Annotated in this window: 15 protein-coding genes; 12 read left to right on the top strand and 3 right to left on the bottom strand. The window is 67.8% G+C overall.

Annotated elements, in window-relative coordinates; translation table 11 throughout:
- Positions 1 to 39: 39 nt before the first annotated feature.
- Complete coding sequence (locus BG61_RS04660; protein WP_035926942.1) at positions 40 to 1,071, bottom strand: beta-ribofuranosylaminobenzene 5'-phosphate synthase family protein; 1,032 nt, start codon at positions 1,069 to 1,071, stop codon at positions 40 to 42.
- A gap of 266 nt (positions 1,072 to 1,337) precedes the next feature.
- Positions 1,338 to 1,724, bottom strand: coding sequence for a 4a-hydroxytetrahydrobiopterin dehydratase (locus tag BG61_RS04655; protein WP_035926939.1), 387 nt, complete (start codon positions 1,722 to 1,724; stop codon positions 1,338 to 1,340).
- Positions 1,725 to 2,004: 280 nt separating this feature from the next.
- On the opposite strand from BG61_RS04655, the gene BG61_RS42700 reads away from it, so the two are divergent.
- The 11 genes from BG61_RS42700 (at position 2,005) to BG61_RS04605 (ending at position 11,816) form a co-directional block, all read left to right on the top strand.
- On the top strand, positions 2,005 to 2,145 hold the full coding sequence (locus BG61_RS42700) for a hypothetical protein (protein WP_158447152.1): 141 nt from the start codon (positions 2,005 to 2,007) through the stop codon (positions 2,143 to 2,145).
- Positions 2,142 to 3,953, top strand: coding sequence for a methanol/ethanol family PQQ-dependent dehydrogenase (locus tag BG61_RS04650; RefSeq protein ID WP_035926936.1), 1,812 nt, complete (start codon positions 2,142 to 2,144; stop codon positions 3,951 to 3,953). Before BG61_RS42700 ends, BG61_RS04650 begins: the two co-directional genes overlap by 4 nt.
- Positions 3,954 to 4,113: 160 nt before the next feature.
- Positions 4,114 to 4,527 carry a c-type cytochrome gene (locus BG61_RS04645; protein ID WP_035927192.1) on the top strand — a complete coding sequence of 138 codons (414 nt, stop codon included), beginning with the start codon at positions 4,114 to 4,116 and terminating at the stop codon, positions 4,525 to 4,527.
- Positions 4,528 to 4,609: 82 nt separating this feature from the next.
- A complete protein-coding gene (locus tag BG61_RS04640) occupies positions 4,610 to 5,494 on the top strand; it encodes a substrate-binding domain-containing protein (protein ID WP_051672275.1) in 885 nt (294 codons plus the stop codon).
- A complete protein-coding gene (locus BG61_RS04635; protein WP_035926934.1) occupies positions 5,491 to 6,252 on the top strand; it encodes a hypothetical protein in 762 nt (253 codons plus the stop codon). Before BG61_RS04640 ends, BG61_RS04635 begins: the two co-directional genes overlap by 4 nt.
- A 74-nt stretch (positions 6,253 to 6,326) precedes the next feature.
- Positions 6,327 to 7,325, top strand: a complete 999-nt coding sequence (locus BG61_RS04630) for a LysR family transcriptional regulator (RefSeq protein ID WP_051672291.1) — start codon at positions 6,327 to 6,329, stop codon at positions 7,323 to 7,325.
- Positions 7,322 to 8,269, top strand: a complete 948-nt coding sequence (locus tag BG61_RS04625; protein WP_051672274.1) for a quinoprotein relay system zinc metallohydrolase 2 — start codon at positions 7,322 to 7,324, stop codon at positions 8,267 to 8,269. The genes BG61_RS04630 and BG61_RS04625 overlap by 4 nt, the downstream gene beginning before the upstream one ends.
- Positions 8,270 to 8,346: 77 nt before the next feature.
- On the top strand, positions 8,347 to 9,219 hold the full coding sequence (locus tag BG61_RS04620; protein WP_051672273.1) for a quinoprotein dehydrogenase-associated SoxYZ-like carrier: 873 nt from the start codon (positions 8,347 to 8,349) through the stop codon (positions 9,217 to 9,219).
- 59 nt (positions 9,220 to 9,278) lie between these two features.
- Entirely contained in the window at positions 9,279 to 10,214 is a 936-nt protein-coding gene (locus tag BG61_RS04615) for an MBL fold metallo-hydrolase (protein ID WP_035927178.1), read from the top strand.
- Positions 10,215 to 10,254: 40 nt separating this feature from the next.
- Positions 10,255 to 10,563 carry an EthD family reductase gene (locus BG61_RS04610; RefSeq protein ID WP_035926930.1) on the top strand — a complete coding sequence of 103 codons (309 nt, stop codon included), beginning with the start codon at positions 10,255 to 10,257 and terminating at the stop codon, positions 10,561 to 10,563.
- A gap of 95 nt (positions 10,564 to 10,658) precedes the next feature.
- Complete coding sequence (locus BG61_RS04605; protein ID WP_051672272.1) at positions 10,659 to 11,816, top strand: patatin-like phospholipase family protein; 1,158 nt, start codon at positions 10,659 to 10,661, stop codon at positions 11,814 to 11,816.
- A 245-nt stretch (positions 11,817 to 12,061) separates the two neighbouring features.
- Here the strand turns inward: BG61_RS04605 and BG61_RS04600 are convergent, their stop codons facing one another.
- Complete coding sequence (locus BG61_RS04600; RefSeq protein WP_051672271.1) at positions 12,062 to 12,817, bottom strand: Pr6Pr family membrane protein; 756 nt, start codon at positions 12,815 to 12,817, stop codon at positions 12,062 to 12,064.
- A gap of 162 nt (positions 12,818 to 12,979) precedes the next feature.
- On the opposite strand from BG61_RS04600, the gene BG61_RS04595 reads away from it, so the two are divergent.
- Positions 12,980 to 14,137, top strand: coding sequence for a muconate/chloromuconate family cycloisomerase (locus BG61_RS04595; protein ID WP_035926928.1), 1,158 nt, complete (start codon positions 12,980 to 12,982; stop codon positions 14,135 to 14,137).
- Positions 14,138 to 14,143: the final 6 nt, after the last annotated feature.

Here is a 14,143-nt window from a genome sequence, read left to right as displayed (position 1 = left end):
CCGCGGGCTCGTGGCCCGGGGCGCGCGCCGTGCGGTATGTCATGCGGCGTCGATCCCGCACCTCTCTAGATCGGTTGCGCGCCACGTCGCGCCGCGGTTGCGGCCGGTGACGACCGCGTACGCGATGGCGGGCGTGTCGCGGCTCGCGGCGCGGACCGCGGCGAGCGCGCGTTCGGCCTCGCCCGCGCTCTCGACGAACGCGAAGCCGGTCGGGCCCCACGACGTCTGTCCGATGCCGGCCGTCTGCCCGGCCGCGACGGATTCGAGCGCGCGGGCGACGGCGGGGCTCGCGAACACGCCGCCCTGCACGGGCGCGAAATATTCGCCGATGGTGCGCTGCAGTTCGGTGATGCCGCGGGCGAAGGCGTCGAAATCGCTTTCCGCGACGGCCGGCAGGATGCGCATCAGCGCGAGGTGGCACAGGTGCGCGGCGAGCGCCGGCGGGAACGGCGCGAGCGACGCGAGGCCGCGCCGTTCCTCGTCGCCGTGCAGGCCTTCGCGGGATGTGTCGTCGACGAGCAGCACGCGCCACGCGTCGGGAAACGGCTGGCGAAAGAGGAGCGGCGGCAGCCGCGCGATGCCGGACGTGCTGCCGCTGCGGCCGCCGTCGACCAGCACGCCGCCGTGATCGAAACCGTGAATGCCGATGCCCGAGCGCGCGCCGCGGCCGAGGAGCCGCGCAAGCCCGGCCGTGCTCGCTGTGCGCCCGGCGAGGCGCACGAACGCCGTGCCGACCGCGAGCGCGAGCTGCGTGCCGGAGCCCAAGCCAGTGTGGGCGCGCGGGGTGCGCTGAACGTCGATCGCGACCGGCGGGCCGCCGTAGGCGTTGTGCAACTGGTCGAGCAGCCGCGCGATGCGCTCGCGCTGCGCATCGGTGGCCGCGCCTTCGATGCGCATTTCGTCCGCGACCCGGGCCGTGATCCGCGTGCCGCATCCGTCGATCGTGAGGCCCACGCTGCCGAACGCGCGATCGAGCGACGCGTTCGGGTCGAGGAAGCCCAGATGCAGGCGTGCGGGCGCATCGACCGTCACGGCCGATGGCGGCGAAAGGCGACCGGATGGGTTCTGCATCGCGAGTGTCCTTTTGATCTCACTGGTCTGTCACGGTGGGCTTGGCCGCCCGCGTACGGGTCGCGGCGCGAGCCGTGCATCTCAGGCAAGAGCCGTACCAGCGGCGGCCCGCGCCCGGCGGGCGGGCCCGGCGAGGCGGACAGGGAAGGCGCGGGAGGGCGCGCAGGAGGGCAGGCGCGGGCGCGTGCGCCGTGCGCACTGTGTCACGCATGCGCCAGACTGTGCGGCGCATGCGCCAGATTGCGCAGGTGCGCGGCTGACGCCGCTCAGGACTTTGGCGCGTCGTACTTGATATAGCGAAAGCGCTGGTCGTCGGACGGCGTGCCTTCCAGCGGACCGCCCTCCTTGCCCGGCTGCCACTGGATCACTTCCTCGATCTTCGACGCGAGCGCGAAGTCCTTGGCGGTGATGCCCTTCGCGGTATGCGTCTTCAGCTTCACGACGACGAACGCGTACGACACCGTCAGATCCGGGTGATGCCAGGCGGCCTCGGCGAGATGGCCCACCGCGTTGACGACCATCAGCGTGCCCTTCCAGCCCTCCGTCTTGTACTTGCGCCTGAGCCATCCGTCTTCCAGGTACCAGTGTTGCAGCGTGCCGGTCAGACGCGCCGCTATCTCGTCGTCGGAAAAGACCTGTTCGGTTTGAGTCATGGCAAAGCCCTCCGCGAGCGGGTTCGTTGAACAAGCGATGGTTGCACCCAGTATGCGCCCGCGCCGCACGACGATAAAGACACGCGGTGGCGCGTGCTGCGGTGCGTCACGGCCTGCCGCGCCCGAGTGTGTTGCGAATCGCGCACCGCGTCGCGCACGCTATGGCGGAATTGACACAGTATGTGTCGCAATCCGGAAAGGGAACGCCCGCCGCGCGGGGAGCGTTCGCCGGTGGGACAGGCGGCGGCGGTCGCGGCCGCTCCCGGCATGGAATATGCAAATGCCTCAGATACGCAAGAGTCCGGCAATGCACCGGGCGAAGCTGAAGCTCGTTACCTGCATCGAGAAGGCGCGCGCGATGCAACGCGGTAGCGTGGTCATTCCTGGATCGGACGGCATCACCATTCTGGAGGAGACATGAACTTACGCACCCTGGTTCTTGGACTGGCGGTGGTCGCGACGGCGGGCCTGAATTCCTATGTGGCGCAGGCCGATTCGCAGCTCGACACGCTGATCAAGAACCCATCGAACTGGGCGGCACAGGCGGGCGATTACTCGAACCACCGCTACAGCACGCTCAAGCAGATCAACGAAGGCAATGTGGGCAAGCTGCAGGTGGCCTGGACCATGTCGACCGGTGTATTGCGCGGTCACGAAGGGTCGCCCCTTGTCATCGGCGAGACGATGTACATCCACTCGCCATTCCCCAACAAGGTCATCGCCGTCAATCTGAAGGACCAGACGTTCCTCTGGCAATACGAACCCAAGCAGGACACGCAGGTGGTGTCCGTGATGTGCTGCGACACCGTCAACCGCGGGCTCGCCTACGGCGACGACAAGATCTTCCTCCAGCAGGCCGACACGAAGCTCGTCGCGCTCAACGCGAAGACCGGCGAAGTGGTCTGGTCGGCGCAGAACGGCAATCCGAAGGCGGGTGAAACCAACACGAACGCGCCCCACGTGTTCGGCGACAAGGTCATCACCGGCATCTCGGGCGGCGAGTTCGGCGTGCGCGGGCGGCTCATCGCCTATGACATCAAGAGCGGCAAGGAAGTCTGGAAAGCCTACAGCACGGGTCCGGACAACGAGATGCTGCTCGACCCCCAGCAGACGATGACCTGGTCCGACGGCAAGATGATCCCGATCGGCGCCGATTCGTCGCTCAAGAGCTGGAAGGGCGACCAGTGGAAGACCGGAGGCGGCACGACCTGGGGCTGGTACGCCTGGGACCCGAAGCTCAACCTTGTCTACTACGGCACCGGCAACCCCGGCACCTGGAACCCGACGCAGCGGCCCGGCGACAATAAATGGTCGATGTCCATCTTCGCCCGCGACCTGAACACCGGCAAGGCGAAATGGGTCTACCAGATGACGCCGCACGACGAGTGGGACTATGACGGCGTGAACGAAATGATCCTCGCGGATCTGCCGATCGGCGGCAAGAAGGTGCCCGCCATCGTTCACTTCGACCGCAATGGCTTCGGCTACACGCTCAATCGAGTGACGGGCGAACTGCTCGTCGCCCAGAAGTACGACCCGGCGGTCAACTGGGCCGACAGCGTGGATCTGAAGAGCGGCCTGCCGATCCGCAACGCCACCTACTCGACGCAGAAAGCGGGTCCGGACCACAACGTGAAGGGCATCTGCCCGGCGGCGCTCGGCTCGAAGGACCAGCAGCCTGCCGCCTTCGATCCGCCCTCGGGGCTCTTCCTCGTGCCGACCAATCACGTCTGCATGGACTATGAGCCGTTCGACGTCGAATACGTGGCGGGCCAGCCGTTCGTGGGCGCGACGCTTTCGATGTATCCGGGTCCGAACGAGAAGGGCGCGATGGGCAACTTCATCGCGTGGGACGCGAGCAAGGGCAAGATCGCGTGGTCCAAGCCGGAACGCTTCTCGGTGTGGTCCGGCGCGCTGGCGACGGCAGGCGGCATCGTCTTCTACGGCACGCTCGAAGGCTACATCAAGGCCGTGCGCATCAAGGACGGCAAGGAGCTGTGGAAGTTCAAGACCCCGTCAGGGATTATCGGCAACGTGTTCACGTACCAGTTCCAGGGCAAGCAGTACGTCGGCGTGTATTCGGGCATCGGCGGCTGGGCCGGCATCGGCATGGCGGCGGGCCTGCAGAAGTCGACGGAAGGCCTGGGCGCGGTCGGCGGTTACAAAGAACTGGCGAAGTACACGGCGCTCGGCGGCACGCTCTTCGTGTTCGCCATCCCGGGCGGCTGACGCGCCCAACCCGCGGGTTTCAAATGAAGACGCACGCCTCGCCTCGTGATTTTCAGCGGCGGGCGGCGTCTTCCGAAGCCCGCACCCCGCATCAACGTTCCGGTCCGCGGCCGCCTCCGGGCGGCCCGGCCGAACTCGCAATTCGAAAGGAGACATGCGCATGAAAGGCCGATCACTTTTGCCGCTGGCGATAGCACTCTTTGCGTTACCTGCTTCCTACGCCCAGACCGATGGAGGGCAGATCAAGCCGGTTTCGTACAAGGTCGTCGATGGCAACAAGGTCGACAGCAATACCCTGCAAGGCTGGAAGACCTGGCGCGCGCTCGCGTGCGAACGCTGCCACGGCGCGAAGCAGGAAGGCATGGTCGGCCCCTCGCTGATCGACGCGCTGAAGACGCTCGATCCGAAGGAGTTTCATCGCACGGTATTCGGCGGACGCGTCGACAAGGGCATGCCCGACTTCAGTTCGAGCACGATGATGCAGAAGAACTGGGAAAACCTGTACGCGTATCTGAAAGGACGCTCCGATGGCAAGATCAATCCGGGCGATCTGCAGGCGATCGATGCAAAATGACACGCACCGCGTGAGTTGCCGTGTGATCCGCGTGATCCGTTTCTTGCCCCGAGCCTGCTTGCCGTCCTTTCCGGAGGTGTCGATGTCCGATCGCAAAGTAACCCGTGCCGCGGTGGTACGGTTCGCTGCCGCGCTCTGTGCCGCTCTCGCCGCCCATGCCGCGCCCGCCGCCGATGCGTTGCCCAACAACGACGGCGCGGACGGCGTGCTGCGCGTGTGCGCCGACCCGAACAACATGCCGTTGTCGAACAGCAAGGGCGAGGGTTACGAGAACAAGATCGCGAGCCAGATGGCGAGCGATTTCGGCTACAAGCTGGAATACACGTACTTTCCGCAGCGCATGGGCTTCATCCGGCGCACGCTGCGCGAGAAGGAGCCCGACACCGAGCGCTACCGGTGCGATCTCGTGATCGGCGTGCCGAAGGGCTACGAACTGACGGCGACGACCCGGCCGTATCTGCACTCCACCTACGCAATGGTGTTCGCGAACCGCCCGGAGCTTGCGAGCATCCGCACGCCGTCTGACCTGCTCAAGCTGCCGCCCGACGTGCTGAGCAAGCTGCGCCTCGGCATCTTCACGCAGTCGCCCGCCGCCGACTGGCTGCTCGGCAACAACCTGCTCGAGCAGGCCGTCTCGTATCAGGCGCAAAGCGGCGACCCGGGGGCGTTTCCGGGCGAGATCATCGAGCGCGACCTGTCGAAGGGCAACGTCGACGTGGCCTTCCTGTGGGGGCCGATCGCGGGCTACTTCGTCAAGCGCGCGGGCGATTCCGTGAAGCTCGTGCCGTTCCCGCCGACACCCGGCATCCGCTTCGATTTCGAGATTTCGATGGGCGTGCGTTACGGAGAAAAGGCGTGGCGCGACAAGGTCGACAACTGGATCGCGGCGAACCAGCCGAAGATCGACCAGATCCTCACGAGTTACGAGGTCCCGCTGCTGCCGCTGCAGCCGGCTGCCGCGCAATGAGACGCGCGGTGTCGGGCGTGCGGCGTGCGTGGCGGCTCGCGGCGGCGGGCGTGGTGTGCCTTGCGATGAGCGTCGCGGGCAGCGCCGCCGCGGCCGATCAGCAGGCGCCCATCGCCCCTGCCGAGCGGCTGCTCTTCATGTCGGCGCATCTCGCGGGCGTCGCTGCGCAGACCGAACTCGACTACGTGGTGAACTATTCCGGGCCGCCCGAAAAGCTCACCGACACGGTGCGGGTACTCGTGCTGAGCCCGGACAACACGAAGGGCGACGCGCGCATCAGCGATCACACCGGCCCGGTGGAAGTGCCGGGCGGGCTGCCGTGCAATCCGGTGATCCTGTATTTCCTCGAGCACGACATCGCCGAGATGGAGCAGCTGACGGGCGGGCAGCGCCGCTATTTCCAGAAGCGCGTGCGGCTCGCGCTCGCCGCGGCGCCGCCGATCACGCCGGTCACCGGCGAAGCCGCCGGCAAGCGCGTGAAGGCGCAGAAGATCGTGATCCAGCCCTACCTCGACGACCCGAACGCCGCGCGTTTCGCGCAGTACACGGGCAAGCGCTACACGTTCATCATGGCCGACGACGTGCCCGGGCAGGTCGTGATGATCCGCACGGAGGTGCCCGGCCCGAACAACGACTTCGCCCATCCGCTGCAAACCGAAACGCTGAATTTTCAGGGTGCACTGAAGAACCTGGCGCCGTCGAAGCCCGACCTCTCGACGCCGGTCAAGCCCGGGAACGCGCCGCGCGCGAGCCGCTGACGTTCGCGCGGGCCGTGCGGCGCGCCCGCGTGCGACCCGTTGCGCCGACTCCTATCGACCGGTGGCCGCTCATCGTGAATTTCATCCGTTCGCTGACGTTGCGCCAGTTGCAGATCTTCGTGATCGCGAGCCGCTGCCCGAGCTTCGCGCGCGCGGCCGAGGAACTGCATCTGACGCAGCCCGCAGTGTCGATGCAGATCCGGCAGCTGGAGGAAGCCATCGGCCTGCCGCTTTTCGAGCGCGTCGCGCGCAAGCTCGCGCTGACCGAGGCGGGCGAGCGCCTTTCGCATCACGCGAGCCGCATTCTCGGCGAGATCAAGGACGCCGAGGACGCGATGATGTCGCTCACGCAGGCCGATAGCGGATCGATCGCGGTGAGCATCGTCAGTTCGGCCACGTATTTCGCGCCCAAGCTGCTCGCGCTCTATTCGCAGCAGTATCCGAAGGTGGATGTGCACTTTTCGGTCGGCAACCGCGAGACGCTGCTGCGGCTCCTGCAGGACAACGCCACCGATCTCGCGATCATGGGCCGCCCGCCACCCGAGCTTGGCACGACCGCCGAGCCGCTCGCGTATCACCCGCATGTGATCATCGCGCCGCTGTCGCATCCGTTGCGCCACGCGCGGCGCTTCGACCTCCAGGAGCTTGCCGGCGACACGTTCCTGCTGCGGGAGCCCGGCTCCGGCACGCGCGGGGTGGTCGAGCACATGTTCAGGCAGCATCTGTTCGTGCCCGCGCGCAGCGTGACGCTCGGCAGCAACGAAACGATCAAGCAGGCCGTGATGGCCGGCCTGGGCGTGAGCCTGATTTCGCTTCATACGCTCGCGCTCGAACTGCGCACCGGCGAGATCGCGCTGCTCGACGTGAACGGCACGCCGATCGAGCGCACCTGGCAGCTCGTGCATTCGCGCTCGAAGCAGCTTTCGCCGACGTGCCTCGTGTTCCGGCGCTTCCTGCTCGAACACGCCGCGCCGTTCCTCGAGCGCGAATACGCGCAGTTCGCGCTGAGGCCGCCGAAGGGAAGCGAGCGGATCGGCGGCGGCACGGCGGCCGATGCGGGCCCGTCGCGATGACGCGCAGCGTGGGCCGCGTGCGTCGCGTGCATTTTGCGCTTGCCGCGATCCTTCTCGTTTCAGCCATGCGGGCGGCGCCCGCTGCGGCCCCGTTCGCCGTGACGGAACTCGCGCCCGGCCTCTACGCGCACCGCGGCCACGACGACGTCGCGACGCCCGCGAACCGCGGCGACATCGCGAATGTCGGCTTCGTGGTCGGCACGCGCTGCGTCGCCGTGATCGACACCGGCGGCACCGCCGAGGAGGGCCGCGCGCTGCGCGCCGCGATTCGCGCGGTCACGCCGCTGCCCGTCTGCTATGTCATCAACACACACATGCATCCGGACCACATTCTCGGCAACGCCGCGTTCAGGGACGATCATCCGCAGTTCGTCGGCAGCGCGACGCTTCCCGAGGCCGAGGCGTCGCACGCGGACAGCTATCTGCGCGTGCTGCGCCGCGAGCTCGGCGCGATTGCCGACGGCAGCGAAATCATCGCGCCGACGCTCCTCGTCGACGGCACGGCAACGCTCGATCTGGGCGGCCGCCAGCTCACGCTGCGCACATGGAAAACAGCACATACCAACAACGACCTGACGGTATACGATGAGAAGAGCGGCACGCTGTGGCTCGCGGATCTGCTGTTCGTCGAGTGCATTCCGGTGATCGACGGCAGCCTCGTTGGCTGGCTCGCCGACATCGCGGCGATTCGCCAGATGAAACCGCGCCGCGTGGTGCCGGGGCACGGCCCGCTCGATGCGCCCTGGCCCGCGTCGCTCGACGCCGAAGAGGCGTATCTCGCCGGCCTGGCGCGCGATGTGCGTGCGGCGATCAGGCGGGGCGAGACGATGCAGCAGGCCATCGACACGATCGGCCTCGACCAGCGCGACAAGTGGCGGCTCTTCGACATCTACCATCGCCGCAACGTGACGGCCGCGTATGCCGAACTCGAGTGGGAACAGTAGGACGAATGCGGGGCAGGCACAGGACGCCCGCGCGGCGGCTGGCGCCGGCACGCAAGGCAGCAACGGAGGGGAACATCATGACCACGATCAGGCAGGCCGCGCTGGCTGGCTGGCTCGCCGCGGGCGCTGCAATGGCGGCCCTGGCGGCGCATCCGGCGTACGCAGCGCAGCCCGACGACGACCCGAGCAAGGTCGCCCGCTGGCTGGATTTCAAGGAAGGCATGTTCAAGGGCCGCCCGGTCGATGCCCGGGGCGACGCCGTGATCCGGCTGGAGGCGCCCGCGCGGGCGGCGGACGCGGCCGTCGTGCCGATCTCCATTGCGGCGCAGTTTCCGCAGACGCCGTCGCACTACATCAGGAAGATCTATCTGTTCATCGACGAGAACCCCGAGCCGTATGCCGGCTCGTTCGAGTTCACGCCGGAGTCCGGGCTCGCGAGCATCGAGACGCGCGTGCGCGTGGAGGACTACACGTTCATGCGCGCGATCGCCGAGACCAACGACGGCCGCCTGTACAGCTCGGTGCGGTTCGTGAAGGCGTCGGGCGGCTGTTCGGCGCCGGCCGGCAAGGACGACGCCGCCGCCGAGGCGAGCGCGGGTTCGGTGCGCCTCACGCCGGAAGGCCAGGCCGTCGCCGGCCGGCCCCAGCTCGCGCAGCTGATGGTGCGCCATCCGAACCGCACCGGCATGGCGATGAACCAGATCACGCGCAACTACGCGACGGCGTATTTCATCCGCAAGGTGACGGTGAGCTACGCGGACAAGCCGGTCATGATCGCGGACGTGAACTTTTCGATCAGCGAGAACCCGAATTTCCGCTTCTACTTCGTGCCGCGCACGAGCGGCGAGCTGAAGGCGCACGTCGAGGACACGAAGAACCGGAAGTTCGATGGCGCGGTCGCGGTCAATCCGCAGCCGGCGGCGCAGCAAACTTCGTCGACGAAGCTTTGATGGGCGCGTGCGGCGTGAGCGAAAAGGCGCGGCGCGGAGCGTGGCGGCTCGCGCTTGTCATGTGGGCTTGCCTTGTGGCGGCCTGCCTCGTGGCGGCATGTCTCGCGTGGGCGCCGCTCGCGCGGGCGGCGGCGAGCGATGTTCCTGTGCCGGTCGCGGTGGCCCCCGGCGTCTACGCGATGCTCGGCAACGGCGACGCCGTGGCGCCGGCCAATCGCGGCATCGTCGCGAATAACGGGTTCATCGTGGGCACGCGCGGCGTGACCGTGATCGACACCGGTACGTCCTACCGCTACGGCCGCGCGATGATCGAGGCGATCCGCAAGATCACGCCGCTGCCGATCGAGCTCGTGATCATCACGCATCAGGCGCCGGAATTCGTGTTCGGCGCGTCGGCGTTTCGTGACCGCGACGTGCCGATCCTCGCACAGCGGCGCACCGCCGAGCTGATCCGCGAGCGTTGCGCGATCTGTCTGAAGAACCTGCAGCGCACGCTCGGCGACGACGAGATGGGCGGCTCGCGCGTGACGGTGCCGGACCGGACCGTCGAGGATACGACGCAGATCGACAGCGGCGGGCGCGCGCTGCAGCTGCTCTATTTCGGCCCGGCGAGCACGCCCGGCGACCTCGCCGTGCTCGACACCTCCACCGGCGTGCTGTTCGCAGGCGGGCTCGTGAGCGCCGGGCGCATTCCGGAGCTGCGCAACGAGCAGATTCCCGGCTGGCTCGCCGCGCTCGACCGGGTGCGGGCGCTCGCGCCGCACGCGATCGTGCCGGGCTTCGGCCCGGTCGTGAAGGACGATGCCGCGCTCACCGCGACGGGCGACTATCTGCGCCAGCTCGATGCCGCCGTGCGGCGTGCCTACGCGAACGGCACCGGGCTCACCGACGCGATGCGCACCGTCCAGGTACCCGATTTCCGCAGCTACAAGCTCTACGCGGCCGCGCAGCCGCAGAACGTGCAGCGGCTCTACCTGCAACTCGAAAAGCAGTGACCACGCAATTTCGCCAGCCCACAACCAAAGGAGACTAACGATGGCCAAGCTCGTCGCGCTTTACAGGAATCCGTCCGATACAGCCGCATTCGACGCGTACTATGCGGCCACCCATGCGCCGCTCGCGGGCACGCTGCCCGGCCTCACGCGCTACGAGGTGAATGCGGGGCCGGTCGCGGTCGGGCAGGGCGAGTCGCCGTATTACCTCGTGGCGATCCTGCATTTCGAGTCGATGGACGCGATCAAGGCCGCGCTCGCCTCCCCCCAGGGCAAGGCGACAGCCGACGATCTGGCGAACTTCGCGCAGGCGGGCGTCGAACTCCTCATGTTCGACACGAAGGACGTCTGAGCGCGTGACAGGCGCCGCCGGGCAGCCGCGGTGCGCGAGCTCCGGCAGGCAGGGAACGCCCGGCCGCGGGCCGCTTCGCGAACGGAGAAAACGACATGGCCAGAAAGACGCGCAGCGAAGAGCCGGTCCCGCCGGCCGGCCATCCGGACATTCCCGGTCAGGTCGTCGTCGTGTTTCAGGGCGGCGGCGCGCTCGGCGCCTATCAGGCGGGCGTGTATCAGGCGCTGCACGACGCGGGCATCGAGCCGGACTGGGTGATCGGCACGTCGATCGGGGCGATCAACGGCGCGATCATCGCGGGCAACCCGTCGCAGGACAGGCTCGCGCGCCTGAAGCGTTTCTGGGACCAGGTCGCTTATCGGGGGTTCGGCGGCGGCGTCGCGGGCATGAGCGCGATGCCGGGCCTCGACGACTGGCTGCGCAACATCGGGGTCATCACGAAGGGCATTCCGTCGTTCTTCACGCCGCGACTCGAACCGTGGTTCGGCCTGCATGCGCGCGTCGGGCTCACACAGGCCGCGTTCTATTCCACCGACCCGCTGCGCGCGACGCTCGATTCGCTCGTCGATTTTGGCTACCTGAACGCGCGGCAGATGCGCCTGACGGTCGGCACCGTCAACGTGTGCAGCGGGCGCATGCGCTATTTCACGAACCGCGACGAGACACTCGACATCGGCCACGTGATGGCATCGGCCGCATTTCCGCCGGGTTTTCCGTCGGTGCGGCTCGACGGCGAGACCTACTGGGACGGCGGCATCTATTCGAATACGCCGCTCGAAGCGGTGCTCGACGACCGTCCGCGCCACAGCTCCGTGATCTTCGCCGTGCAGCTGTGGCCGGCGAGCGGCCCGGAACCCGAGTCGATCTGGCAGGCGATGAGCCGTCAGCGCGACATCCAGTATTCGAGCCGCTCGGAGAGTCATCTGGAGCGGCAGATGCAGATTCACCGGCTGCGCCACGTGATCCGCGAACTCGGCAAGCACATTGCCGAAGACAAGCGCGACACGGCGGCGGTAAGGGAACTGCTCGGCTGGGGCTGCGGCACGACGATGCAGGTGCTCGAACTCGACGCGCCGCGCTTCGAAGGCGACGACCTGAACAAGGACATCGATTTCTCGCCGGGCGGGATCGAACGGCGCTGGGCGGCGGGCCACGAGGACACCGCGCGCATGATCCGGCGGGCGCCGTGGCGCGAGCACGTCGATCCGATGGAGGGCATCTCCGTCTACCGCTCCGCGCCGGCGGCGGGCTGAAACAGATGGTGCCGCACGACCATGCCGGGCGGCGCGCCGCCCGGAGCCGCGCGGCGACGGCCTTCGCGCTGTTCCAGGCGATCGGCGGCTAGCGCTATTCGTTCCTCCTCGGGCACACGCACAGCGATTACGCGCTCATCTTCCTGTGTGGCGCCGTGGCGCGCGTGCGGGCGTTCGTCGCAAGCGTGCTGGTCGCCCGCAAGGCGGTGACGGCCCCGCAAGTCCTGCCGCTTGGGCGCGCCGCGTCAGGGTTCGGCGCGCGTCTGATCGTTCTGCTCGCCGGTCTCGGGCATGTTCAGGTCCGGCCGGCGCTGGTTGATCGCGATGAATACGCCCATCAGCGTGACGAATCCGAGCACGAGGAGCGTCGCGTTCAAGAGTGCGTGCGCGTAGCCGAGCTCGCTCACGTTGATGAAGGGGTACGGATAGAAGTCCGAGACGCTGCCGCGCCACAGCGTGACGAACAGGTAGCACAGCGGATAGACGAGCCAGAGCGCGCATTGCCGCGCGCGCAGGTGAAAGCGCGGGACGAACAGCACCCAGTACAGCGCCGCCAGTGCGGGCACGACGGTGTGCAGGCATTCGTTGACGAGCGCCCGATACCCCGAAGGCGTCCACAGATAGCGCAGCAGCACGTTGTACGCGATCCCCACGAACACCATGTAGACGACGATCGCGGTCACCACCGTCGGCTGCCGGAAGAAGCGCGCGAACGGCGAACGCGCGCGCGTCGCCACGCACGAGAAGCAGATCGCGCTGATGAACACCGTGAGGTTCGTCAGGTAGCTGCTCATGCGTTCGAGCCCTTCCAGCACGGACAGGCCGCGGGCGAGCATGCGCCCGATCGTGATGTCGGCCTGCGCCGCGACGGCGAGCCAGGCGATCAGCGCGATCGCCGCGGCCAGCGACAGGGACGCGACGCTCGGCGTGTGCAGCGGAAGCTCGTGGTCGTGATCGCGCTCTTGATCGCGCTCGCTGCCGGGAGAAGATGACGTGGACATGCTGCGATTCTATCCGCGCTGCAATTGCCTTGCGGCGCGCCCGCGAACGCCGCAGCCGCCGGGCGCGCCGGCCTGCATGCTCTGGAGGTATGGAAGTAGTCGGAAACGGTGTTGGACTCGACCGGGCGCAGTTCTTAACATTGGTCTCGACAGGAGAAGCCAATGCAAGCAACGTCCACCAGAATTGAATCCATCGAGACCATCCTCGTCGATGTTCCGACGATTCGCCCGCACCGGCTCTCGGTGGCGACGATGAACTGCCAGACGCTCGTGCTCGTGCGCGTTGTATGCGCTGACGGCATAGTGGGCGTCGGCGAGGGCACGACGATCGGCGGCCTCGCCTACGGCGAGGAAAGCCCCGAAAGCATCAAGGTCAACATCGATACCTACTTCGCCCCGCTGCTCGAGGGCATGGACGCGAGCCGCCCCGGCGCCGCGATGGCGAAGCTGCGCGCGCTCTTTCAGGGCAACCGCTTCGCCAAATGCGCGGTGGAAACCGCACTCTTCGACGCCCAGGCGCAGCGCCTGAACGTGCCGCTGTCCGAACTCTTCGGCTCCCGCGTGACCGATTCGGTCGATGTCGCCTGGACGCTCGCGAGCGGCGACACCGGGCGCGACATCGACGAAGCCGAGCAGATGCTGGACATGAAGCGCCATCGCGTGTTCAAGCTGAAGATCGGCGCGCGCGCCGTGGCCGACGATGTCGCGCACGTGGTCGCCATCGGCAAGGCGCTGGGCGCGCGCGGCGAAGTGCGCGTCGACGTGAACCAGGCGTGGAGCGAGTCCGACACGATCTGGGCCGCGCCCCGCTTCGCCGACGCGGGCGTGAGCCTGATCGAGCAGCCGGTGGCCGCCGGAAACCGCGCGGGCCTCAAGCGTCTGACGGATCTCGCCCACGTGCCGATCATGGCCGACGAAGCGCTGCACGGCCCCGCCGACGCCTTCGCGCTCGCCAGCAGCCGCGCCGCCGACGTGTTCGCCGTGAAGATCGCGCAATCGGGCGGCCTGACGGGCGCGGCGAGCGTCGCGGCCATCGCGCTTGCAGCGAACATCGACCTGTACGGCGGCACGATGCTCGAAGGCGCGATCGGCACGATCGCCTCGGCGCAACTCTTTTCCACCTTCAGCGAGCTGAAGTGGGGCACCGAGCTTTTCGGCCCGCTCCTGCTCACCGAGGAAATCCTGACCGAGCCGCTGCGCTACGAAAACTTCGCGCTGCATCTGCCGCAAGGCCCCGGCCTGGGCGTCACGCTCGACTGGGAGCGCATCGGGCGCCTGCGGCGCGATTCGAAGCGCGGCGCGAGCGTCGCGATGCGCTGAACGGCA

It is taken from the genome of Caballeronia glathei, assembly GCF_000698595.1.
Taxonomy (GTDB): domain Bacteria; phylum Pseudomonadota; class Gammaproteobacteria; order Burkholderiales; family Burkholderiaceae; genus Caballeronia; species Caballeronia glathei.
Note: the sequence above shows the minus strand (reverse complement) of the source record. Positions and strands in the feature narration are given on the sequence as shown.

What these genes read in the sequence shown, in the direction of transcription:
- BG61_RS04660 (WP_035926942.1), bottom strand. Translation starts at nt 1,071, where the DNA reads ATGCAGAACCCATCCGGTCGCCTTTCGCCGCCATCGGCCGTGACGGTC.
- BG61_RS04655 (WP_035926939.1), bottom strand. Translation starts at nt 1,724, where the DNA reads ATGACTCAAACCGAACAGGTCTTTTCCGACGACGAGATAGCGGCGCGT.
- BG61_RS42700 (WP_158447152.1), top strand. Translation starts at nt 2,005, where the DNA reads ATGCCTCAGATACGCAAGAGTCCGGCAATGCACCGGGCGAAGCTGAAG.
- BG61_RS04650 (WP_035926936.1), top strand. Translation starts at nt 2,142, where the DNA reads ATGAACTTACGCACCCTGGTTCTTGGACTGGCGGTGGTCGCGACGGCG.
- BG61_RS04645 (WP_035927192.1), top strand. Translation starts at nt 4,114, where the DNA reads ATGAAAGGCCGATCACTTTTGCCGCTGGCGATAGCACTCTTTGCGTTA.
- BG61_RS04640 (WP_051672275.1), top strand. Translation starts at nt 4,610, where the DNA reads ATGTCCGATCGCAAAGTAACCCGTGCCGCGGTGGTACGGTTCGCTGCC.
- BG61_RS04635 (WP_035926934.1), top strand. Translation starts at nt 5,491, where the DNA reads ATGAGACGCGCGGTGTCGGGCGTGCGGCGTGCGTGGCGGCTCGCGGCG.
- BG61_RS04625 (WP_051672274.1), top strand. Translation starts at nt 7,322, where the DNA reads ATGACGCGCAGCGTGGGCCGCGTGCGTCGCGTGCATTTTGCGCTTGCC.
- BG61_RS04620 (WP_051672273.1), top strand. Translation starts at nt 8,347, where the DNA reads ATGACCACGATCAGGCAGGCCGCGCTGGCTGGCTGGCTCGCCGCGGGC.
- BG61_RS04615 (WP_035927178.1), top strand. Translation starts at nt 9,279, where the DNA reads ATGTGGGCTTGCCTTGTGGCGGCCTGCCTCGTGGCGGCATGTCTCGCG.
- BG61_RS04610 (WP_035926930.1), top strand. Translation starts at nt 10,255, where the DNA reads ATGGCCAAGCTCGTCGCGCTTTACAGGAATCCGTCCGATACAGCCGCA.
- BG61_RS04605 (WP_051672272.1), top strand. Translation starts at nt 10,659, where the DNA reads ATGGCCAGAAAGACGCGCAGCGAAGAGCCGGTCCCGCCGGCCGGCCAT.
- BG61_RS04600 (WP_051672271.1), bottom strand. Translation starts at nt 12,817, where the DNA reads ATGTCCACGTCATCTTCTCCCGGCAGCGAGCGCGATCAAGAGCGCGAT.
- BG61_RS04595 (WP_035926928.1), top strand. Translation starts at nt 12,980, where the DNA reads ATGCAAGCAACGTCCACCAGAATTGAATCCATCGAGACCATCCTCGTC.